Genomic DNA, 22,352 nt, shown 5'->3' on the forward strand with positions numbered 1-22,352 from the left:
ATGGAACTCTGAGTTCCGTTTTATGAGACATTTATTTCCATCCAGTTGCGACCCGCATTTTTTTAATGGAGACCTTGGCCATGACCCAACAGCCCCCCGCCACCGCCGCCGCCCGCACCGCCGTGCAGGGCGTGCAAAAGATGACGCCCTCGGAAGCCTTCGTCGAGACGATGGTGGCCAATGGCGTGCGCCACATGTTCGGCATCATGGGCTCGGCGTTCATGGACGCCATGGACATCTTCGCGCCGGCGGGCATCACCCTGATCCCGGTGGTGCACGAGCAAGGCGCCGCCCACATGGCTGACGGCTATGCGCGCGCCAGCGGCCAGCATGGCGTGGTCATCGGGCAGAACGGGCCCGGCATCAGCAACTGCGTCACCGCCATTGCCGCGGCCTACTGGGCGCACAGCCCGGTGGTCATGATCACGCCCGAGACCGGCACCATGGGCATGGGCCTGGGTGGCTTCCAGGAGGCCAACCAGCTGCCGATGTTCCAGGAGTTCACCCGGTACCAGGGCCACGTGAACAACCCCAAGCGCATGGCCGAGTACACGGCGCGCTGCTTCGACCGCGCCATCTCCGAGATGGGTCCGACGCAGCTGAACATCCCGCGCGACTACTTCTACGGCGAGATCGAATGCGAGATCCCGAAGCCGATGCGCGTCGAGCGCGGCAGCGGCGGCGAGCAGAGCCTGAAGGAGGCGGCCGAACTGCTCGCGTCGGCCAAGTTCCCCGTCATCCTGTCCGGCGGCGGCGTGGTCATGGGCAACGCGGTGGAGGAATGCAAGCAACTGGCCGAGCGCCTGGGTGCGCCGGTGTGCAACGGCTACCTGCGCAACGACAGCTTCCCGGCCAGCCATCCGCTGTGGGCCGGCCCGCTGGGCTACCAGGGTTCCAAGGCTGCCATGAAGCTGATCAGCCAGGCCGACGTGGTCATCGCGCTGGGCTCGCGCATGGGGCCTTTCGGCACCCTGCCCCAGCACGGCATGGACTACTGGCCCAAGACCGCCAAGATCATCCAGGTGGAGGCCGACCACACCAACCTGGGCCTGGTCAAGAAGATCCAGGTGGGCATCCACGGCGACGCCAAGGCGGTCGCCAAGGCGCTGCTGGGCATGCTGGCCGACAAGGAACTCGCCTGCGATGCCACCAAGGCCGAGCGCGCCCGCAAGATCGCCGACGAGAAGGCGGCCTGGGAAAAGGAGCTGACCGAGTGGACGCACGAACGCGACACGTACAGCCTGGACATGATCGAGGAAGCCAAGGGCGAGAAGCCGTTCTCGGGCGGCAAGTACCTGTCGCCGCGCCAGGTGCTGCGCGAGCTGGAAAAGGCCATGCCGCCGCGCGCGATGGTGTCCACCGACATCGGCAACATCAACGCCGTGAGCAACAGCTACCTGCGCTTCGAGGAGCCGCGCAGCTTCTTCGCGCCGATGAGCTTCGGCAATTGCGGCTACTCGCTGCCGACGATGATCGGCGCCAAGCTGGCCTGCCCTGACCGCCCCGCGATCGCCTACGCCGGCGACGGCGCCTGGGCCATGAGCATGGTCGAGATCATGACCGCGGTGCGGCACGACATACCGGTGACGGCGGTCGTGTTCCACAACCGCCAGTGGGGCGCCGAGAAGAAGAACCAGGTGGATTTCTACAACCGCCGCTTCGTGGCCGGTGAACTGGAAAGCCCCAGCTTCGCGGGCATCGCCAAGAGCATGGGTGCCGAGGGCATCGTGGTGGACGACATCGAACAGGTCGGTGCGGCCCTGAAGAAAGCCATCGACATGCAGATGAACCAGAAGAAGACCTGCGTCATCGAGATCATGTGCACGCGCGAGCTCGGCGACCCCTTCCGCCGTGACGCATTGGCCAAGCCGGTGCGCCTGCTGGACAAGTACAAGGACTACGTCTGAGGCGCTGGTGAACGCAACGGTGCGCCCCATGCAACTGCCACCCCTGCCAGCCGAGCCGCCGCCCGCGCTGCCGGGCGACGCGCCCTGGGCGCATCCGCGCCTGGCGGCCCTGGCCGCCCGCGCGCGCGCCATGGCGGCCGTCCGGGCGCCGGTGATCGCCATGGTCTACCCATGCGACGAACTGGCCCTGGAGGCGGCCCGGGAAATGTCTCGCGAGGGCATCGCCCACCCCATGCTGGTGGGCCCGCGCGCACGCATCGAGCGTGCCGCGGCCGAAGCCGGAATCGACATCGGCGCCTGGCCGCTGGAAGACGTGCCGGACCCGCCGGCAGACTCGGCCCGGCGAGCCTGCGCACTCGCACGCGACGGGCGGGTGCAGGCGCTCATGAAGGGTTCGCTGCACACCGACGAACTGATGTCCCAACTGGTGGACCGCACGCACGGCCTGCGCGGCCATCGCCGCATCAGCCACCTGTTCCTGTTCGACCTGCCGCGCTATCCGCAACTTCTGGGCGTGGCCGACTGCGTGGTCAACATCGCACCCAACCTGAAGACCAAGGCCGACATCCTCGGCAATGCGGTCGAGGCCCTGCAGAAGATCGGCATCGCCAGGCCGCGCGTGGGCATCGTCGCTGCGGTGGAGACGGTCAACCCGGCCATTCCGGCCACGGTGGACGCGCAGGCCCTGGTCGAGCGCGCCCGCGCCGGCGAGTGGCCGGGCGCCATCGTCGACGGGCCGTTCGGCTTCGACAACGCGATCTCCGCCGCCGCTGCGCAAACCAAGCACATCGAGTCGCCCGTCAGCGGCCACGCCGACCTTCTCATCGTGCCCGATCTCAATGCCGGCAACATGCTCTACAAGAGCTTCGTCTACATCGGCGGCGGCGAATGCGCCGGCATCGTGCTGGGCACGCAGGTACCGGTGGTGCTCACCTCGCGCGCCGACTCGCTGGCTTCGCGCGTGGCGTCGGTCGCATTGGCAGTGCTGGCCGGCACGCCGACGCCTCGGTCCGCTTCCTCTGCCTGAAGGTCACGGCGCAGCAGCCCCGGCCACTCGATCGAGAAAGGCGTCCATCGCCGCGCCGACCGTCGCCTCGCGCCCATCCTCGAGACGACGCGCGCGTGCGTCGGCCGGATAGAAATGCCCACCCCCGGCCACGCACCAGCTTTCGCTGCCGCGTCCGGCGCGTGCGAAATGGCGCGCCATCGCCGGCATCTGCCGCGCCACATAGTCGAGGTCGTCATCGCCGTGCACCAGCAGCGCCGGCGGCTCGCCGGGGCCGCCATGGACACAGCGCGCCAGATCGTCGTCGGCCATGTACCCGGACAGTGCGATCACGCCGGCCGCCGGCACCCGCTCACCGTAGGCTGCGCCCAGCGCGATGCGCGCGCCGGCGGAAAAGCCGCCAATCACGATGCGCGCCGCATCGATGCCCCACGCGTCGGCATGGGCCTGCACGTAGCGAAAGGCCAGTGCCATGTCGTCCGTGGCTGCCTCGATGCCGCGGCACAGCGTCATCGCGTCGATCGGTGGCAGGCCGAGCCACTGGCGCACCTGGTCGACGCGCGACATTGGCACGCGAGTGGGCGACCCGATCACCGGCGTGCTGCCGGGATCCGGGTCTTCGCTCACCAGGCGGTAGTCGATGGAACAGGCCACCCATCCGCGCCGCGCAGCTGCCTCGCAGTAGGCCGCAACCGGCGTATTGCGGTGCTCGCCCTCGCCGAACTCGTCGTTGCGCCGATCGCCGCGGTGGAAGGCGCCGCCGAAGGCCATGATCAGCGCCGGCCTGGGTCCGTTGCCATCATCGGCAGGGGCATAGCGGTCCAGGCGCAGCGAGCGCAGCACCGGCGTTCGGCCCGCATGAATGCGCCCTTCGCCGTAGACGATGTCGGGCGTCAGGGCGACGGCCGTCGTTTCTCCAGTGTTCATGCCGGCTCCACCCCGGCCATGCGCGCAGCTTCGGCCCACTGGCCAACCTCGCGACGCGCCTGCGCGGTCCATTGCGCCGGCGTCAGCGGCGGCTCGATGGGCACCGAGCCGCCTTCGACGATGCGCTTGTGGATGTCCGGCCGCGCCAGCGCCTTCACGAAGGCCGCGTTCAGCCGGGCCACCGCCGCCGTCGGCGTGCCGGCCGGCGCGAAGGCGCCATGCCAGCCGACGGCATCGAAGGGAATGCCCAGCTCGACCAGCGTCGGCAGCCCGGGCAACGCCGGCAGCCGGCGCGGACCGGTCACGGCCAGTGCGCGAAGCCTGCCCTGCTGCACCAATGGCGTCATCGACACGGCGTCCAGCAAGCCCAGGTCGACCGAGCCGGCCACGATGTCCGGCAGCGCCTGCATGCCACCCTTGTAGGGCACGTGCAGCATCGAGATCTTCGCGTGGTGATTGATGGCCTCGCCGATCAGGTGCGAGGGCGTGGCGTTGCCGAAGGAGGCGAACGACAGCGACTCTCCCCGTCGGCCCGCCGCCAGCACATCCTGGAATGTCTTGAAGCGGCTGGTCGGCGGAACCACCACCAGCAACGGCACGATCGCGATCTGCGCCACGCCGACGAAGTCCTTGGCCGGGTCGTAGCCGGGCGACCTGAGCACCGACGGCCCGATCACGAAGCCCGCCGCGGTGACCAGCACGGTGTGCCCGTCGGCGGCGCTGCGCGCCACTTCGGCCGCGCCCACGGCGCCACCTGCGCCCGGGCGGTTCTCCACCACCACCGCCTGGCCGAGATCGTCGCGCATGGCTTCGGCCAGCACGCGCGCCATGATGTCGGTGCCGCCGCCCGGCGGGTAGTTCACCAGCAGCCTGACCGGCCGCGAAGGGAAGGCATCGGCGGCGCGCACGCTGCCGGCCGACAGCGTCGATGCCAGCATGGCGAGCAATGCCTTGCGGCGGGAGAGAGTGAAGTTCACGGCAGCTCCTCTGGAATGGATGGACTCACTCTAGGCGCCAGCCACATAATTTCCAACTTGGAAGTTCTTCTCGATCCATCAGGAAATCCTAATGGCCCATGTCGATCCGGATCCGCTTCCTTCGACCGCGTGGGCGCGCCGCCTGCGCCTGCGCCAGCTGCAGTTGCTGCAGGAACTCGCGCGGCGCGGCAGCCTCACCGCCGTGGCCGATGCCCTGCACCTGACCCAGCCTGCGGTGTCGCAGCAATTGGCCGAGATCGAGTCGGCACTGGGCGTGCAGCTGTTCGAGCGCGCGCGCGGCCTGCGGCCCACGCCGTTCGGCCAGGCCGCGCTGCGCTGGGCCGCCCAGACCCTGGCCGGCGCCGAGCGGCTCGACGCCGAGCTGCAGGCGCTGCGCGAAGGGGCCTCGGGACGGGTCCGTCTCGGCGTGATGCTGGTGGCGGCGCTGGAACTCGTGCCGCGCGTCGCGGCCCGGGTGGCGCGCGAGGATCCGGCGCTGCGTCTGGCGCTGCATGAGGACATCCTGCAAGGGCTGTGGCCACGCCTGGTGGACGGCGAGCTGGACCTGATGGTCGGCCGCATCGACGATCGCGTGCACGCGACGGGGCTTCCCAACCTGCCACTGGTTGCCGACCGCCACTGCGTGGCCCTGCGCGCCGGCCATCCGCTGGCGCGGCGGCGCCGTCCCTCATGGGCCGATACGCTGGCCTATCCGTGGGTGCTGCCCCCGGACGACACCGCCTTGCGCCGGGCCGTCGTGGGCACCTTCAGCGCGGCCGGCCTGCCGGCGCCACGGCCGCAGGTCGAATCGAGTTCGCTCGCCGCGACGCAGGCGATCCTGCGCGACAGCGATTGCCTGGGCGTCATGTCGGGCACCGCCGGCCGGATCGCGCAGGCCGACGGGCTGCTGCGTACGCTGCCGCTGGCACTGGCCGGACATGACGCGCCGGTGGGGGTCGTGTGGCGAGATGCGCATCCGGCGCCGGCCGTGCTGCGCGTGATCGACGCGCTGCGCACCGAAGGCGCACTGCTCGCGCAACAGGCCCGCTGACGCCGCGCACGGCGGCTGCGATCGTCTCCGCGCCAACGGAAGGCCCCCTTCCTGAATCGCAAAGCCGCGCCCGATACCGGCTGGCATACTGAATCGCGCTTCAGGACAACAAGGGCCAGACGAATGCTTGAGAACAAGGTGGTGGTGGTCACGGGCGCAGGCGGCGGCATTGGCCGCGACATGGCTTTGGCCATGGCACGCCATGGCGCGCGCGTGGTGGTCAACGACATCGGCGCCGCGGTCGATGGCGCGGGTGGCAGCGACGGTCCGGCGCAGCAGGTGGTCGCCGAGATCCGCGAGGCCGGTGGCCAGGCGGCGGCGAGTACCGACAGCGTCTGCGAATCGGCCAGCGCCGCGCGCGTGGTGCAGTGCGCGCTCGATCACTTCGGCCGCATCGACGCGGTCGTCAACAACGCCGGCATCCTGCGCGACCGCTTCTTCCACAAGATGTCGACCGACGAGTGGGACGCGGTGCTCAAGGTGCACCTGTACGGCTCCTACTACATGAGCCGGGCCGCGGCCAACCACTTCAAGGAGCAGGAGAGCGGCGCCTTCGTGCACATGACCTCCACGTCAGGGCTGATCGGCAACCTCGGGCAGGCCAACTACTCCGCAGCCAAGCTGGGCCTGGTGGGGCTGTCGAAATCCATCGCGCTGGACATGCAGAAATTCAAGGTGCGCTCGAACTGCATCGCGCCGTTCGCCTGGAGCCGCATGATCGGCGCCATTCCGGTCGACACGGAGGAGCAGCGCGTGCGCGTGGCCAAGATCCAGCAGATGACGCCGGCCAAGATCGCGCCGCTGGCGGTCTACCTGCTCAGCGACCAGGCAGCACACGTCAACGCACAGGTCTTCACGGTGCGCAACAACGAGATCTTCCTGATGAGCCAGCCGCGCCCGGTGCGCTCGGTCCATCGCGCCGAGGGCTGGACGGCCGAGACCATTGCAGAGCACGCCATGCCGGCGCTGCGCGCCTCTTTCTTCGACCTGGACCGCTCGGCCGACGTGTTCAGCTGGGACCCGGTCTGAGCAAGCGCTTCGCTGGCCGCTGAGGGACAATCGCGGGCTGGCAACCAAGCTGCGAACCGGCCCCAAGTGAACCTCCACGTCGACCTCTTCGACCTCAAGCTCTTTGCCGCCGTCGCCGAGGCCAAGAGCCTCACGCGCGGCGCGGAGAAAGCCTGCATCTCGCTCACCGCCGCCTCCACCCGCATCAAGCAGATGGAGGAATCGGTGGGCGCCAAGCTGCTGTATCGCAATGCGCAAGGGGTCGACCCGACACCCGCCGGCCTGGCCCTGCTCTATCACGCCAAGCGCGTGCTCCAGCAGATGGAGCACCTGCGCTGCGACATGCAGGACTTCGGCAAGGGCATCAAGGGCCATGTGCGGGTGTTCGCCAACACCACCTCGATCACCGAATACCTGCCGGAGAAGCTGGCCGGCTTTCTCACGCGCCATCCCACGGTGCAGGTCGACCTGCGCGAATTCCTGTCCGAGGAGATCGTGCGAGCGGTGGGCGATGGCGAGGCCGACATCGGCATCCTGGCGGGGGACGTGCACACGGGCGAGTTCGAATCGCGACCGTTCGGCAGCAACCAACTGGTGCTCGTTGTGCCGGCGGCGCATCCGCTCGCCGGCGCCGCGTCGGTGGCGTTCATCGACACGCTGGACGACCAGCACGTGGGCCTTCATCATGGCAGCGCGATCCACCGCTTCCTGCAACTGCGCGCCGAATCGGCGGGGCGCAACTTCAATCCGCGCATCCAGGTCAACAGCTTCGAGGCCATCTGCCTGATGATCGAGGCCGGCGTCGGCCTGGGCGTGCTGCCCGCTTCGTCAGCGCGGCGCCTGGCGCGAGCCATGCGCATCGCCATCGTTCCGCTGCAGGAAGCCTGGGCCAGCCGCGACCTGAAAGTGGTGGTGCGCAACCGCGAGACGCTTCCCGCCGCGGCGCGCGAACTGTTCGACCACCTCTGCGGCGAGCAGCCCTGAGCCGCCGCTCAGGCCAGCCAGCGGCCCACCTCGGGCGCCTGCTCGAGCTGCCAGACGCGCTGGCACAGCGCCTTCGCCTGCTCGGCAGTGACGCCCTGGCCGTAGGCTGCGAGCCGGCGCATCTTGTCCTCCAGCTCGGGGCGGCTGAGCGTGTTGCCCGGGTCGCCCTTGGGCTCGTCCACGCGCCCGTCGAACCGGCGTCCGTCGGTCGTCGTCAGCGTGACCTTGCCGATCCATCGCGCCGGGTAGGCGGCGTCGACCTCGGGGTCGAGCTGCATCTTCACGCGATCACGCACGCGGGCCACCGCGGGCGCCAGGAATTCGCTGTCGAAGTCGGCCAGGCCGGCACGGCCATGCACCGCAATCAGGCCCAGGACGGTGCCCATGGAAAACTTGGCCTGGTGCACGGTGGCCGGCACGACCACGCGCCCGAGCACGTCGATCGCACCCTGGTGCACGTGCGCCGTGACCTGCTCGACGTCGGCGGCCGTCAGGCCGTTCGCCCGCATCACCTGCAGCAGCGCGTCGGCGGCCGGGTGCGTGTGACGGCAGGACGCATGGAACTTGAACGAAGTCTCCGCCAGTGCCCAGCGGGTGCCGAGACCGTCGGTCAGGCGTGCCGGATCGGCGTCGGTGGACATGCCCGCGGCCAGCCCCTGCGCGCCTTCCAGCACGCGCCGCGCGCCGGTGAATCCGTCCTTGGCCAGGTAGGCCGACATCAGGCCCGCCGATGCCGCATGCGCGCAATGCAGCTGCTTGGAATCGGCCGCGTCGCGCAGGAACTCCCACAGGCCGCCCGACTGCGTGCCGGCCGAGCCGAAGGCGTGCAGCATCTGCGCTGCGTCCAGGCGCAGCAGGCGCCCGACGGCGGCGGCAGCGGCCAGGGTGCCGGCTGTCGCGGTGGTGTGGAAGATGACGTAGTGCGAGCGCCCCAGGAATTCGCCCACGCGAATGCCGACTTCGTAGCCCGCCACCACTGCCGCGAGGAACTCGCGCCCACTGGCGCCGATGGATTGCGCCACCGCGAGCGCGGGCGCGATGACGACCGCAGCCGGATGGAACACCGAGCCGTTGTGCACGTCGTCCTGCTCGACGAAATGCGAAGCCGCGGCGTTGACCAGCGCAGCGAACAACGGCGACGTGGTGCGCGCCGAGCCGAACACTTCGCTGTCGCCCTGCGCCGTACCCATGGCCTGGGCGAATGCATCGATGCTGCGCACCGGGCGGGCCTGGCGTGCGGCGAGCACCGAGCCGAGCCAGTCCAGCACGAGATCCTCGGCGCGGCGCAGCACCGGCGCGGGAATGTCGGCGGCATCCAGCCGGGCTGCGAATTCCGCCAACACCTGGCTGGGATGGTCGCTGTTGGAGTTCATGGAAGTGTCCTTGGAAAACGGGTACTCGGAGTTCAGACCACGCCGGCCTCGCGCAGGCGGTCGACTGCCTGCGCGTCATAGCCGATCTCGGCGAGGATCGCGTCGGTGTGGGCGCCCAATGCGGGCACCGGGTCCATGCGCGGCTGCCACTCGCGCGGCATGCCGGGTGGCCACAGGGCGGGAATGGGACCGGCGCTGGTGTCCACCTCGGTCCAGCGCTCGCGCGCGCGCAGTTGCGGATGGGCCCACAGGTCGGCCATGGTGTTGACCTGCGCATTGGCGATCTGCGCGGCCTCCAGCCGGGCGACGATCTGCTCGGCGGTGAAGGGTGCGAAGGCCTGCACGATCAGCGCCCGCAATTCCTCGCGCGCGGCCACGCGCAGCGAGGTGGAGGCAAAGCGCGCATCCATGGCCAGGCCGGGCTGCTCGAGCACCTTGGTGCAGAACGCCTGCCATTCGCGCTCGTTCTGCAGGCCCAGCATGACCAGCTTGCCGTCACCGGCCGGGAACGGCCCGTACGGATAGATGGTGGCATGCGCCGCGCCGGCGCGCGGCGGTGGCGGCGCGCCCTCGAATGCGTAGTACATGGGAAAGCTCATCCACTCGGCCATGCCTTCGAGCATGGACACGTCGATGCGTGTGCCGCGTCCGGTTCGGCCGCGCTGCAGCAGTGCGGCCAGGATATTGCTGTAGGCGTACATGCCCGCCGCGATGTCAGCGATGGAGCAGCCGGCCTTTGCCATCTCCTGCGGCGTGCCGGTCACCGACAGGAAACCCGACTCGCTCTGGATGAGCAGGTCGTAGGCCTTCTTGTCGCGGTACGGCCCGGGCTGCGCCGGGTCGTCGCCGTAGCCGGAGATGTCGCACACGATCAACCCGGGGTGGCCGGGCGACAAGGCCTCGTGCGACAGGCCCATGCGCGCGGCGGCGCCGGGCGCGAGGTTCTGCACCAGCACGTCGGCCCTGGCCACCAGGCGCGCCAGGATCTCGCGACCCTGGTCGTGCTTGAGGTCGAGCGTCAGGCTTTCCTTCGAGCGATTGGTCCACACGAAGTGCGAGGCCAGGCCGTGCACGCGCTCGTCGTAGCCGCGCGCGAAGTCGCCGACGCCGGGACGCTCGACCTTGATCACGCGCGCGCCGAGGTCGGCCAGCTGGCGCGTGCAGAACGGAGCGGCAATGGCGTGCTCCAGCGTCACGACGGTGATGCCTTCGAGAGGGCGCATGTCAGTGCCGCTCCGCCGCCCGAAGGCACTGGCGCGCCCCTTCGGGGGGCAGCGATACGCAAAGCCACGAACGTGGGCGCGAGGGGTACATCAGAAGCTCCTCGGCAGCCCCAGCACGTGCTCGGCCACGTAGCTGAGGATCAGGTTGGTGGAGATCGGCGCCACCTGGTACAGGCGCGTCTCGCGGAACTTTCGCTCGATGTCGTATTCGCAGGCGAAGCCAAAGCCGCCGTGCATCTGCAGGCATACGTTGGCGGCCTCCCAGCTCGCCTTGGCCGCCAGGTACTTGGCCATGTTGGCCTCGGCGCCGCAGGGCTGGTGCGCATCGAACAGCTCGCATGCCTTCCAGCGCATCAGATTGGCCGCCTCAACCTCGATGAAGCTCTCGGCAATGGGAAACTGCACGCCCTGGTTCTGGCCCGTGGGCCGGCCGAACACAACGCGCTCCTTGACGTACTTGCTCACCCGGTCGACGAACCAGTAGCCGTCGCCGATGCACTCGGCCGCGATCAGCGTGCGCTCGGCATTGAGGCCGTCGAGGATGTACTTGAAGCCCTGCCCCTCCTCGCCGATGAGGTTCTCGGCGGGGATCTCCAGGTTTTCGAAGAACAGCTCGTTGGTCTCGTGATTGACCATGTTCAGGATGGGCCGCACCGTCAGGCCCTGCCCGACCGCCTCGCGCAGGTCGACCATGAAGATCGACATGCCTTCGGACTTGCGCTTGACGTCCGCCAGCGGCGTGGTGCGCGCCAGCAGGATCATGAAGTCCGAGTGCTGCACGCGCGAGATCCACACCTTCTGGCCGTTGACGACGTAGCGGTCACCCTTCCTGACGGCCGTGGTCTTGATCTTGGTGGTGTCGGTGCCGGTGGTGGGCTCGGTCACGCCCATCGATTGCAGGCGCCACTCGCCGCTGGCGATGCGCGGCAGGTAGTGTTCCTTCTGCGCCTTGGAGCCGTGCCGCAGCAGCGTGCCCATGTTGTACATCTGCCCGTGGCAGGCGCCGGAGTTGCCGCCGGCACGATTGATCTCTTCCATGATGACCGAGGCTTCGGTCAGGCCCAGGCCGGAGCCGCCGTACTCCTGCGGAATCAGCGCGGCCATCCAGCCGGCCTTGGTGAGTGCGTCGACGAAGGCCTCGGGGTAGGCACGCTGCTCGTCGACCTTGCGGTGGTATTCGTCGGGGAACTGCGCGCAGAGGTCGCGCACCGCGTCGCGGATGTCCTGGTAGACGTGTCTGGAAGAAGCGGTCATGGCATTGGAGATTGAATCAGGTGGCGGGGGCGAACTGCGCGCTGGCCTGCATCAGCAGGGCGCCGTCATGGTCTTGCGCCCACAGGGTGACGCTGCCGTCCGCCTGCACTGCCTGGCCGCACACGCGCATCGGACGGTTGCACACCAGCGGCCGCACGGCCCGGAAGCGGTAGGCGCGCACGGCGCGGCCCGGGTTCTGCGCCTGCGCGGCCTCGAGGATCAGCGTGGCGATCAGCGGCCCGTGAACGACCAAGTCCGCATAGCCCTCGACCTGGGTCACGTAGGGAAAATCGTAGTGGATGCGGTGGCTGTTGAAGGTCAGCGCCGAGTAGCGGAACAGCAGGGTCGGGTCCGGGAGGTGCGGTACCTCCCAGGCGGCCGCTCCCGGAGGCGACTGGGGGGGCGGCGCGGGGTCTCCGGCGCGGGCTGCTTCGCGGTAGACGATGTCATGCGCGTCGCGCAGCAGCAGCGCGCCCTTGGCGTCATGCACCTCGTGCTGCACCTTCACGAAGACCAGCGCCCCACCCTTGCCCTGCTTGAGCGAGACATCGGCCACGCGCGATGTCTTGCGCGCGGGCTGGCCCACCTTCAGGTCGGCCAGGAACTCGAGCTGGCTGCCCGCCCACATGCGCCGCGGCAGCGGCACCGGCGGCAGGAAGCCGCCGCGGGCCGGATGGCCGTCCGGACCCAGTCCGTTCTGCGCGGCCACCGGCAGGAAGTAGCTCCAGTACCACAGCGGCGGCAAGGCGTCGCCGGCCAGCCAGGCGCGGTCATCGTTTCGCAACATGGCGGCCATGGCACTGGCCGTCCAGGGCGACAGGGCGTCGTCGCGCGTCTCTGTGCGGTCGATCCAGCCGCGCAGGTGTTCGAGGTCGAGCGTCGATGCGGTCATCGCGGGACCCGCCTGTCCAGGCCGGGCTGCGGGGGCTTGTTGAACTTGGTGCTCATGCGGCGGATTCATTCGGAATGCGACACGGTTGAATCTAGTCCAATCCGGCGCGTCGGTGCTTCTCGATTGCGAAAGGCTCCCTTTGGCAAAGCCGAAGCCGGTAACACGACCCTTCTGGCACGCTGAGGTCCATCAACAAAGAGGGACCGCGCATGTCCATGGACACCGAATCGCTGGCCGCCATCCGCGATGCCGCCATCGACTATTTCACCCGCAGCAAGAGTGTTCAGCGAAGCCGCATCCTGCTCGAGCAGTCCCAGGCGCAAGAAAGCCAGAGCGACGCCCAGGCCGGCGCCTGGCGTGAACTGGCGGCCCTCGGCTGGCCCGGCATGCTCGCGCCCGAGGCCGTCGGCGGCCTCGATTTCGACCTGACCGCTGCAGCGCAGGTGCTGCGCGCGGCCGGCGAACACGTGGCGCCGGAGCCATTGCTGGCGGTCGCCGGCCTGGCGGCCACCCTGCTTGCAAGGCTGGACACTCCCGCGGCCCGTGAGCTGCTGGCCGAGCTCGCCGCCGGCCGCCTGCTGCCGGCACTGGCCTGGCAGGAGAGCGCGGGAGAACTCAGCGCCGAGCCGCTGTCGTGCGGCTGCGAGCCCGACCCAGACAAGGTCGGCCACCTGGTCCTGCAGGGCGACAAGACGATGGTGCAGCCCGGCCCGGCCGCCAGCGGGTGGCTGGTGTCCGCGCGCGACAGCGAAGAGACGGTCGTTCTGTGGGTGCCACGCGGCACCGCCGGCGTCGAGGAGTCGATTGTGACCCTGGTGGACGGCAACCGGTGCAGCCAGTTGCGCTTCGAGCGCGTGGCGCTGCCGCCGTCCGCCGTCCTGGGGCGCGGCGACCGCGCAGAGGCGGCGCTGCGCCGCGCCCTGGCCTTCGCGCAGATCCTGCAGGCGGCGGAACTGCTGGGCCTGGGCCAGGCACTCCTGGCCCGCACGCGCGACTACCTCTGCACGCGCGCGCAGTTCGGCAAGCCCATCGGCAGCTTCCAGGCGCTGCAGCACCGCTGCGCCGACATGTTCATCCACCTGGAGATCGCCCGGGCCACACTCGACGAAGTGTTGGCACTGGCCAGCGCGCCGGACGAACTGCCGCTGAATCGGCTCGAGGCCGAGGCCAGCCGCGCGAAGGCGCGCTGCGCCGCCGCCGCGCTGCAGGCCTCGCGCTCGGCGGTGCAACTGCACGGCGCCATCGGCTACACGCAGGAGTGCGACGTCAGCCTCTACTACAAGCGCGTGCTTTGCCAGTGCGCCTGGCTGGGCAACGCGCCGTCGCACCAGCGCCGCTACGCCGGCCTGGCCGACGACGGCCCGGGGACCGATCAGCGCGGCGGCTGGAGCGGCGAGTTCCCGCGCCAGGCCGACTGGTCGGCCATGGCCGAACCCGAGTTCCGCGCCATGGTGCGTGCGTTCCTGCAGCGGCACTATCCCGAGAACCTGCGCTACCTGTCGCACAGGGCCCGCCGAGCCGAGATGCTCGACTGGACCCTCACGCTGGCGCGCCAGGGCTGGATTGCGCCGGCCTGGCCGCAGGCGCATGGCGGCATGGGCCTGCCGGCCGACAAGCTGATCGCCTGGATCGAGGAGCTGGAGCAGTACGGGGTCGCCCGCGCGCCGGACCAGGGCATCGTCATGATCGGCCCGCTGCTGATCCAGCACGGCACGCCCGAGCAGCAGAAGCGCTTCCTGCCGCACATCGTGAGCGGCGAGCACGTCTGGTGCCAGGGCTACTCGGAACCGAACGCCGGCTCCGACCTCGCCGGCCTGCGCACCGAGGCCGTGCTCGACGGCGATCACTTCATCGTCAACGGCCAGAAGATCTGGACCACGCTGGCGCAGGATGCCAGCCACATCTTCATGCTGGTGCGCACCGACAAGTCGGCCCGCAAGCAGGAAGGCATCAGCTTTCTGCTGGCCGACCTGAAGACGCCCGGCATCACCATCCGGCCCATCCGCACGCTGGCGGGCGAAGAGGAGTTCTGCGAGGTCTTCTTCGACAACGTGCGCGTGCCGGCCGAGAACCTGGTCGGGCGCCTCAACGGCGGATGGAGCATCGCCAAGGCTCTGCTGGGCTTCGAGCGCATCTTCCTGGGCAGCCCCAAGCAGAGCCAGTACGCGCTGGGCCAGCTGGCCCGCTTCGCACGGTCGCGGCGCCTGTTCGCCGAGCCGGTCTTCCTCGAACGCTACACCGCCCTGCGGCTGGACGTGGCCGACCTGTGTGCGGCCTACACGGGCTTTGCCAACATCGTGAAGGCCGGCAAGCCGCTGCCTCCCTCGGTGTCGCTGCTCAAGATCTGGGCCAGCGAGACGTATCACCGCATCGGCGCACTGCTGGTGCAGACCTGCGAGGAACAAGGCGCCATCGCCGGCGACCAGGAACTCGACGGCCAGCCGTTCAACGCGCTGGCGCCGTTGATCGGTTCCACCTCCGCCATGATCTACGGCGGCAGCAACGAGATCCAGCGCAACATCCTCGCGCGCCAGGTGCTGGAGCTGCCCGCCTGAGTCTGTCCATGAAGCAACGCCGCGTCCGCCATGGTGCGCGGCGCTCCCGGTTTTCCCTGCAACCACAAAGAGACAAGCCATGAAGAAGACACAGTCGCAGAACCTCGAATCAACCGGCCTGTTGCGCAGGCGGTCGCTGCTGCTTGCCGCCGGCGCCTCGGCGACCCTGCCCGCTCTGAGCTGGGCCGCCGGCAACGCCGGCGCGGCCATTCCACCGCTGGTCAAGCTCATCGTCGGCTATTCGGCGGGCGGCCCGGTGGACGGCGCCGCGCGGCTGCTGGCACCGGCGCTGGGCGAGGCTCTGGGCACGCAGGTGATCGTCGAGAACAGGCCGGGGGCCAGCGGCTCGCTGGGCGGTGAAGCGGTGACCCGGGCCGCGCCCGACGGCGCCACGATCTACTTCGGCGCCAGCCCGACGATCACCATCAATCCGAACATCCAGCGCGCGATGACCTTCGACCCGGCCAGGGACCTCACACCGCTGGCGCCGCTGCTGGCGTACACCAACGTGCTGGTGGTCAACAACGACCTGCCGGTGCGCAACGTGAAGGAGCTGATCGCGTATGCGCGTGCGCACCCGGGCAAGGTGTTCTACGGCTCCGCTGGCGTGGGCGCGTCCAACCACATGTGCGGAGCATTGCTCGAGAAGATGACCGGCGCGCCGTTCGCGCACGTGCCGTACAAAGGCAATGCACCCGCCATGGCCGACGTGATGGGCGGCACGCTGGCCATGATGTTCGACATCGTCGCCACTGCGCGCACCTACATCGTGGCCGGCAAGGTCAGGGCGCTGGCCGTCACCTCGCGCGAACGCAACCGCATGCTGCCCGAGGTGCCGACCATGATCGAATCGGGCGTGCCCGACTACGACGTCGGCGGCTGGTACGGCCTGTACGGCCCAGCGAAGATGAACCCGGCGCTGGTGACGGCGATCAACGCCGCCACCGGCCGGATGCTGGCACGCGAGGACGTCACCAAACGCCTGAGCGACCTCGGCTACGACGCCTGGTCCGGCGACCCCGCCGCCCTGGCGCGCAAGGGGCAGGCGGACCGTCAACTCTGGGCCATGGCGGCCAAGGGCATCCAGACCGAATGACCACCCACACCCGAATCCACCAACTGCTGGCGCAGCGTGCGGGCGAGACGCCCGATGCGGTGTTCCTGTACGAGCCTTCCGGCAACACCACCTTTGCCGCGCTGCAGGCGCTGGTGGAAGACGGCGTGCGCGACTTGCGGGCTGCCGGCGTGCGCCCGACCGACCGCGTGGTGCTGGTGGCCGAGAACTGCGCCGCGCACATCGCGCTCATCATGGCGTGCAGCCGCGTCGGAGCCTGGTCTTGCGGAGTCAACGCGCGCATGGCCCCGGGCGAGATCGCCGCCATCGTCGAACGCGCCGATGCACGCGTCGTGTACTACACCACCGGCGTGTCACCGGCCGCGAACGCGCATGCGCTGCGCGCCGGGGCGACGCAATCGGGCATCGCCGGCGTGGCCCGCGGCGCGCTGCGCGCGAACGCCACGCCGGAGCCGGCCGACGCGCTGGCGGACACCGCCGCCATCATCTTCACATCGGGCACATCCGGCGCGCCCAAGGGGGTGATGGTCTCGCACCACGGGCTGCTGCACTTCGGCCGCGTCTCCGCGTCGGCGCGTGCGCTCGGCGTCGACGACCGGCTGTACGCGTTCGTGCCGATGACGCACATCTTCGGACTGGGCACGGTGCTGATGGCCGCCCTGTCCGGCGCCACGGCGCTGGTTCTGCGCACCGCCTTCGCACCCGACGACATGCTGCTGGCACTCGCCGGCGACGGCGTGAGCAACCTGCTCGGCCCGCCCACCATGTATGCACGCCTGCTGGCGCATATCGAGGCGCACGGCCTGGCGCCGACCTTTCCCCGGCTGCGCTATGTCTACACCGGTTCCGCCCCGCTGGACCCAACCCTCAAGACGCGCGTGGAGTCCTTCTTCGGCCAGCCGCTGCACTACGGCTACGGGCTGTCGGAATACGCGGGGTCGGTCTTCCTGACGCGCCGCGATGCTCCGCGCGCCGACGTCTCGGCCGGCTACGTGGTCGAAGGCGGCGAAGCGCGCATCGTCACGCCGCAAGAGCAGGACGTCGCCGCCCCGGGCGAAGTGGGCGAGATCTGGCTGCGCGGCGCCGGCCTGATGCTCGGCTACTTCCGCGACCCGGCCACCACCGCGGCCGTGATGCGCCCGGGCGGCTGGTACGCCACTGGCGACCTGGGCCGCATCGAGGCCGACGGCGCGCTGTTCGTGGTCGGGCGCCTCAAGGAGATGATCATCCGCTCCGGCTTCAACGTGTATCCGGCCGAGGTGGAGTCCGCGCTCAACCGGTTCGGCGGCGTGCACCAGAGCGCGGTGGTCGGCATTCCCGAGGCGGACGGCAACGAGCAGATCGTCGCCTTCGTCGAGCTGACGTCCGGCGCCGCGCTCGATCGCGACGGCCTGCGTGCCTGGCTGGCCGATCAGCTGGCGCCCTACAAGCGGCCCGCCCGCATCGAGCTGATCGACGCGCTGCCCACCACGGCGAACGGCAAGCTGCTCAAGCGTGAATTGCGCGACCGCGCAATGTCGGGCTAGCGCTGCGCCGCTCGGCTCCCTCAACCCGGCCGCAGGCCGACATCCACCGTCGGATAGCGCAGCCGCAACCGCAGTTCGCGCTTGAGGCGCGTGTTGTCCAGACGGCGCGATTCGCCCATGAAGCTGAGCAACTGCGCAGGCAGTTGCGCCGCCGCCTCCTCGCGCGTCAGGCGGGACGGACGCGGCAAGCCGTAGAGGTCGGCGGCCAGGTCGAAGTAGTCGCCCATCTTGAGTTCGCTGTCGTCGCTGACGTGGAAGACGCGCTGGGCGCCGCCACGCCACAGCGCCAGCACGCAGGCGCGCGCCAGGTCGTCGGCGTGGATGTGGTTGGTGTAGGCATCGTCCTCGGGGCGCAGTGCGGGTGTGCCGCGCAGCAGGCGCTCGCGCGGGGTGCCGCCTTCGCGATCGGGCGCATAGATGCCCGGGATGCGCAGGATGCCTACCCGCACGCCCGAGCGGCCCAGCCAGCGCACCGCGCGCTCGGCGTCGACGCGGCGGCGCGCGCGCGGCGTCGAAGGGTTCACCGCGCGTGACTCGGCCACGTGCGCGCCCCCGCAGTCGCCGTAGACCCCACTGGTCGAGCCGTACACCAGAACCTGTGGCGGGCTGCGTCGCTTGAGCGCCCGCACCAGGGCAGTGGTGCGGGTGTCGCGCCACTGCGCCCCCGCCGCTTCGCGCGGCGGGGGCGCCAGGTGGAGCACGCGGTCGGCCAGGCCGGACAGGCGGGAAATGCGCCCGGGATCGTCCAGGTCGCCGACCAGCGGCGTCAGGCCCGCGCGGCGCAATTCGTCTGCGCGCGCCGGCGACGAGGTCAGCGCCAACAGCCGGACACGGCCACGCAGCAGGCGCGCAGCGCGCAGGCCGACGTCGCCGCAGCCGACCACCAGGATCCGTTCGCGGCGGAAGCGCGATGGCAAGGCGCCGAGAGGGGTTTGGAATACGGGCAAAATCGTTCCTTTGTTCCTTCCAGCGAAGAATAGCGATCATGAGTGCCGGCGCGCAGGACGCGACCCATTCCATCACCGTCGAACCCAGCGGGCGGAGTTTCTCGGTTGCCCAGGACGAGACGATCCTGTCGGCGGCCATTCGTCAAGGCATCGGCCTGCCCTATGGCTGCAAGGACGGCGCCTGCGGCTCGTGCAAGTGCAAGAAGCTCTCGGGCGAGGTCGAGATCGGGCCCCACCAGAGCAAGGCACTGACGGCCGAGGAACAAGCCAGGGGCTACGTGCTCACTTGCTGTGCGCGGGCCCGCAGCGACGTCGTGCTCGAGTCGCGGCAGGTGACCGAAGCCGGAGCCCACCCGATCCGCAAGATGCCGGTGCGCGTGCTCGCGCTCACGCGCCTGTCGCACGACGTGATGGGCCTGCGGCTGCAGTTGCCGGCTGGCGAGCCGCTGCAGTTCCACGCCGGGCAGTACATCGAGTTCATTCTCCAGGGCGGCGTGCGCCGAAGCTACTCGATGGCCAACGCCCCGCACACGCTGGCGACGCCGGGCACCGGGCTCGAGCTGCACGTGCGCCACATGCCGGGCGGCCGCTTCACCGACCATGTGTTCGGCGCGATGAAGGAGAAGGAGATCCTGCGCGTCGAAGGCCCGTACGGCAGCTTCTTCCTGCGCGAGGATTCCGACAAGCCGATCGTGCTGCTCGCATCGGGCACCGGCTTCGCGCCGATCAAGGCATTGGTCGAGCACATGGCGCACAAGGGGATCGACCGTCCCGCCACGCTGTATTGGGGCGGGCGCCGCCCGCAGGACCTGTACATGGACGACTGGGTCCGCGAGCAGGCCGCCGCCCTGCCCGGGTTGCGTTACGTGCCGGTGGTGTCCAACGCGGTACCCGAAGACAACTGGCACGGCCGCACCGGCTTCGTGCACCTGGCTGTGCTCGAGGACTATCCCGACCTGTCGGGCCACCAGGTCTATGCATGCGGCGCGCCGATCGTGGTGGAGTCGGCCAGGCGCGACTACGTCGCGCGGGCCGGCCTGCCCGAAGAGGAATTCTTTGCCGACTCCTTCACCACCGAGGCCGACAAGGCGCTGCCTTGAGCCACGCGGCCCGCGCATCCCACGATTTTTTCGACAACAACGAGGAAGACAATGAATAGCAGACGCCTGCTGATTTCCAGCGCGGTGGCCGTCCTGGCCGCGGCCGCCCTAGCCGCGCATGCTCAACAGGGGCACCCGATCCGCCTGGTGGTGCCGTACGGCGCCGGCGGGCCGATCGACGTCACCGCGCGCGCGCTGGCCGAGCAGGTCAAGGATTCGCTGGGCACGGTGATCATCGACAACAAGCCGGGCGCCGGCGGCAACATCGGCGCCGACGCGGTTGCCAAGGCCGCGCCGGACGGCCTGACCATCGGCATCGCCGCCACCGCGACGAACGCGGTCAACCCGTGGCTGTACGCGAAGATGCCGTTCAACGCCGCCACCGACTTCGCGCCCATCACGCAGATGGTGCGCGTGCCCAACGTGCTGGTGATGAACGCCGAAGTCGCCAAGCGCCTGAACATCCACAGCGTCGGCGACCTGATTGCCTATGCCAAGGCCAACCCCGGCAAGCTCAACTATGGCAGCGGCGGCAATGGCAGCGCCGGCCACCTGGCCGGCGAGATGTTCAAGAAGGACGCGGGCATCTTCGCGGTGCACATTCCGTTCAACGGCGGCAACCCGGCACAACTGGCGCTGCTGTCGAACCAGGTCGACTTCAACTTCGACAACCTGGCCACCGCGGCGCCGAACATCCGCTCCGGCCGCCTGGTGGCCCTGGCCGTGACCACGCCGACGCGCAGCCCGATGCTGCCCGACGTGCCGCCGGTGGCTGACACGATCAAGGGCTTCTCGATCGACACCTGGTGGGGCCTGGTTGCTCCGGCGGGCACGCCCAGGGACGTCATCGACCGCCTGAGCAAGGCCTTCATTGCCGCATTGCATTCGCCGCAGACCCGCACGCGCTTCGAAGGCCTGCTGGCAGAGCCCGTCGGCAACAGCCCGGAGCAGTTCGGCGCGTTCATGAAGAGCGAACTGGCCAAGTACCAGGACGTCGTCAAGGCCACCGGCGCGCGGGTGGATTGACCGACCCGGGCCGCAGCGGCTATTCGCCGAGGTAGGCGGCCCGGACCTTCGGGTCGCTGAGCATGGCCTTGGCGTCGCCGCTCATCGAGATCATCCCGGACTCCATCACGTAGCCGCGATCGGCCAGCTGCAGCGCCCGGCTGGCGTTCTGCTCCACCAGCAGAACGGTCACGCCCTGGCGGTAGACGTCCTGCACCACTTCGAAGATCTTGTCGACCATGATCGGCGACAGGCCCATGGACGGCTCGTCCAGCAGCAGCACCTTGGGCCGCGCCATCAGCGCCCGCGCCATGGCCAGCATCTGCTGCTCGCCGCCGGACATGGTGCCGGCCAGTTGCCCGGCACGCTCCTTCAGGCGCGGGAAGATGCCGAACATGCGGTCGATGTCGGCGGAAATGCCGGCCTTGTCGTTGCGGATGTAGGCTCCGATCTGCAGGTTCTCGACGATGGTCATTCGCGCGAACACGCCGCGGCCCTCGGGCACCATCACCAGCCCCTCGGCCACGAGGTCCCAGGCGCCGCGGCCCTTGATGCTCTTGCCCAGGAACTCGATCTCGCCGGCCAGGCTCGGCAGCGTGCCGGTGATCGCCTTCATGGTGGTGGTCTTGCCGGCGCCATTGGAGCCGATCAGCGAGACCAGTTCACCCTCGCGCACCTCGAAGTCCACGCCCTTGACGGCCTGGATGCCGCCGTAGGCCACCTTCAGGCCGCTGACTTTCAACAGGGGTTTGCCGCTCATCGCTCAATGTCCTCCGGTGCCGAGGTAGGCCTCGATCACCTTTTCGTTCTTCTGCACCTCGGCCGGCGTGCCTTCGGCGATCTGCTTGCCGTAGTCGAGCACGGTGACGCGGTCGCACAGGCCCATGACCAGCTTCACGTCGTGCTCGATCAGCAAGATGGTGCGGTTGTCGTTGCGAATGCGGTCGATCAGCTCGCGCAGCTGCACCTTTTCGGTGGCGTTCATGCCGGCCGCGGGTTCATCGAGCGCGATGAGCTTCGGATCGGTGGCGAGGGCGCGCGCGATCTCCAGGCGGCGCTGGTCACCGTAGCTGAGGGTCCTGGCCTTGTAGTCGGCATAGCGGCCGACGCCGACATAGTCGAGCAGCTCGTGCGCCCGCTCGGCGATGGCTTCCTCCTCGGCCTTGAACGACCGCGTGCGCAGCACCGCCCCCAGCACTCCGGAATGGGTGCGCACGTGCCGGCCGACCATCACGTTCTCCAGCGCCGTCATGTCGGCGAACAGACGGATGTTCTGGAAGGTGCGCGCGATGCCGGCCTTGGCCACCTCGTGGACCGCCGATGGCGTATAGGGCTGGCCGCCGAGCTGGAAGGTGCCGCTGTCGGGCGTGTACAGGCCGGTGATGACGTTGAAGAACGTGGTCTTGCCGGCGCCGTTGGGACCGATGAGGCCGTAGACCTGGCCGCGCTGGATGGAGATGCCGACGTCGGACAGCGCCTGCAGGCCGCCGAACCGCTTGGAGATGCCCCGGACGTCGAGGATGATTTCAGTCATTGCTGATG

Annotated in this window: 19 protein-coding genes; 10 read left to right on the top strand and 9 right to left on the bottom strand. The window is 69.4% G+C overall.

Going from position 1 to position 22,352, the window contains the following annotated elements:
* Nucleotides 1-80: 80 nt before the first annotated feature.
* Nucleotides 81-1,907, top strand: coding sequence for a sulfoacetaldehyde acetyltransferase (gene xsc, locus VES41_RS11910; protein ID WP_324816862.1), 1,827 nt, complete (start codon nucleotides 81-83; stop codon nucleotides 1,905-1,907).
* A 28-nt stretch (nucleotides 1,908-1,935) separates the two neighbouring features.
* Nucleotides 1,936-2,934 (top strand): bifunctional enoyl-CoA hydratase/phosphate acetyltransferase, encoded by a 999-nt coding sequence (locus VES41_RS11915; RefSeq protein WP_324816865.1) that lies wholly within the window; start codon nucleotides 1,936-1,938, stop codon nucleotides 2,932-2,934.
* A 3-nt stretch (nucleotides 2,935-2,937) separates the two neighbouring features.
* Here VES41_RS11915 and VES41_RS11920 read toward each other — a convergent pair whose 3' ends face one another.
* Both VES41_RS11920 and VES41_RS11925 read right to left on the bottom strand, forming a co-directional pair.
* Entirely contained in the window at nucleotides 2,938-3,840 is a 903-nt protein-coding gene (locus VES41_RS11920; protein WP_324816866.1) for an alpha/beta hydrolase, read from the bottom strand.
* On the bottom strand, nucleotides 3,837-4,817 hold the full coding sequence (locus VES41_RS11925; protein WP_324816868.1) for a Bug family tripartite tricarboxylate transporter substrate binding protein: 981 nt from the start codon (nucleotides 4,815-4,817) through the stop codon (nucleotides 3,837-3,839). The genes VES41_RS11920 and VES41_RS11925 overlap by 4 nt, the downstream gene beginning before the upstream one ends.
* Before the next feature lie 91 nt (nucleotides 4,818-4,908).
* Here VES41_RS11925 and VES41_RS11930 point away from each other — a divergent pair, with 91 nt between their 5' ends.
* The 3 genes from VES41_RS11930 (at nucleotide 4,909) to VES41_RS11940 (ending at nucleotide 7,860) form a co-directional block, all read left to right on the top strand.
* Entirely contained in the window at nucleotides 4,909-5,868 is a 960-nt protein-coding gene (locus VES41_RS11930) for a LysR substrate-binding domain-containing protein (protein ID WP_324816870.1), read from the top strand.
* A 123-nt stretch (nucleotides 5,869-5,991) separates the two neighbouring features.
* Complete coding sequence (locus VES41_RS11935; protein ID WP_324816872.1) at nucleotides 5,992-6,897, top strand: SDR family NAD(P)-dependent oxidoreductase; 906 nt, start codon at nucleotides 5,992-5,994, stop codon at nucleotides 6,895-6,897.
* A 66-nt stretch (nucleotides 6,898-6,963) separates the two neighbouring features.
* Entirely contained in the window at nucleotides 6,964-7,860 is an 897-nt protein-coding gene (locus VES41_RS11940; RefSeq protein WP_324816874.1) for a LysR substrate-binding domain-containing protein, read from the top strand.
* 8 nt (nucleotides 7,861-7,868) lie between these two features.
* On the opposite strand, the gene VES41_RS11945 is transcribed toward VES41_RS11940, so the two are convergent.
* From VES41_RS11945 to VES41_RS11960, 4 genes are all read right to left on the bottom strand, one after another.
* Nucleotides 7,869-9,233: an MmgE/PrpD family protein gene (locus tag VES41_RS11945; RefSeq protein ID WP_324816876.1), complete on the bottom strand. Its 1,365-nt coding sequence runs from the start codon at nucleotides 9,231-9,233 to the stop codon at nucleotides 7,869-7,871.
* 32 nt (nucleotides 9,234-9,265) lie between these two features.
* Complete coding sequence (locus tag VES41_RS11950) at nucleotides 9,266-10,456, bottom strand: CaiB/BaiF CoA-transferase family protein (RefSeq protein WP_324816878.1); 1,191 nt, start codon at nucleotides 10,454-10,456, stop codon at nucleotides 9,266-9,268.
* 90 nt (nucleotides 10,457-10,546) lie between these two features.
* The gene (locus VES41_RS11955) at nucleotides 10,547-11,710 is read right to left on the bottom strand and encodes an acyl-CoA dehydrogenase family protein (protein ID WP_324816880.1); all 1,164 of its coding nucleotides are present in this window, start codon (nucleotides 11,708-11,710) and stop codon (nucleotides 10,547-10,549) included.
* 16 nt (nucleotides 11,711-11,726) lie between these two features.
* On the bottom strand, nucleotides 11,727-12,602 hold the full coding sequence (locus VES41_RS11960; RefSeq protein WP_324816882.1) for an FAS1-like dehydratase domain-containing protein: 876 nt from the start codon (nucleotides 12,600-12,602) through the stop codon (nucleotides 11,727-11,729).
* A 215-nt stretch (nucleotides 12,603-12,817) separates the two neighbouring features.
* On the opposite strand from VES41_RS11960, the gene VES41_RS11965 reads away from it, so the two are divergent.
* The 3 genes from VES41_RS11965 to VES41_RS11975 all read left to right on the top strand — a co-directional run bounded on the left by VES41_RS11965 (nucleotide 12,818) and on the right by VES41_RS11975 (nucleotide 17,758).
* Nucleotides 12,818-15,157, top strand: coding sequence for an acyl-CoA dehydrogenase (locus VES41_RS11965; RefSeq protein WP_324817037.1), 2,340 nt, complete (start codon nucleotides 12,818-12,820; stop codon nucleotides 15,155-15,157).
* A 79-nt stretch (nucleotides 15,158-15,236) separates the two neighbouring features.
* Entirely contained in the window at nucleotides 15,237-16,253 is a 1,017-nt protein-coding gene (locus VES41_RS11970; RefSeq protein WP_324816883.1) for a tripartite tricarboxylate transporter substrate binding protein, read from the top strand.
* Nucleotides 16,250-17,758 carry a class I adenylate-forming enzyme family protein gene (locus tag VES41_RS11975; RefSeq protein WP_324816886.1) on the top strand — a complete coding sequence of 503 codons (1,509 nt, stop codon included), beginning with the start codon at nucleotides 16,250-16,252 and terminating at the stop codon, nucleotides 17,756-17,758. The genes VES41_RS11970 and VES41_RS11975 overlap by 4 nt, the downstream gene beginning before the upstream one ends.
* Nucleotides 17,759-17,778: 20 nt before the next feature.
* Here VES41_RS11975 and VES41_RS11980 read toward each other — a convergent pair whose 3' ends face one another.
* Complete coding sequence (locus tag VES41_RS11980) at nucleotides 17,779-18,705, bottom strand: NAD-dependent epimerase/dehydratase family protein (protein ID WP_324816888.1); 927 nt, start codon at nucleotides 18,703-18,705, stop codon at nucleotides 17,779-17,781.
* Between the two features lie 38 nt (nucleotides 18,706-18,743).
* Between VES41_RS11980 and VES41_RS11985 the strand changes: the two genes are divergently transcribed.
* Nucleotides 18,744-19,805, top strand: a complete 1,062-nt coding sequence (locus tag VES41_RS11985; protein ID WP_324816891.1) for a CDP-6-deoxy-delta-3,4-glucoseen reductase — start codon at nucleotides 18,744-18,746, stop codon at nucleotides 19,803-19,805.
* A gap of 51 nt (nucleotides 19,806-19,856) precedes the next feature.
* The gene (locus tag VES41_RS11990) at nucleotides 19,857-20,831 is read left to right on the top strand and encodes a tripartite tricarboxylate transporter substrate binding protein (protein ID WP_324816893.1); all 975 of its coding nucleotides are present in this window, start codon (nucleotides 19,857-19,859) and stop codon (nucleotides 20,829-20,831) included.
* Nucleotides 20,832-20,850: 19 nt separating this feature from the next.
* Here the strand turns inward: VES41_RS11990 and VES41_RS11995 are convergent, their stop codons facing one another.
* Together VES41_RS11995 and VES41_RS12000 are read right to left on the bottom strand one after the other, a co-directional pair.
* A complete protein-coding gene (locus tag VES41_RS11995) occupies nucleotides 20,851-21,570 on the bottom strand; it encodes an ABC transporter ATP-binding protein (protein ID WP_324816896.1) in 720 nt (239 codons plus the stop codon).
* A 3-nt stretch (nucleotides 21,571-21,573) separates the two neighbouring features.
* Nucleotides 21,574-22,344 (bottom strand): ABC transporter ATP-binding protein, encoded by a 771-nt coding sequence (locus VES41_RS12000; protein WP_324816897.1) that lies wholly within the window; start codon nucleotides 22,342-22,344, stop codon nucleotides 21,574-21,576.
* Nucleotides 22,345-22,352: the final 8 nt, after the last annotated feature.

It is taken from the genome of Variovorax sp., from assembly GCF_035634955.1.
GTDB lineage: Bacteria > Pseudomonadota > Gammaproteobacteria > Burkholderiales > Burkholderiaceae_C > Variovorax.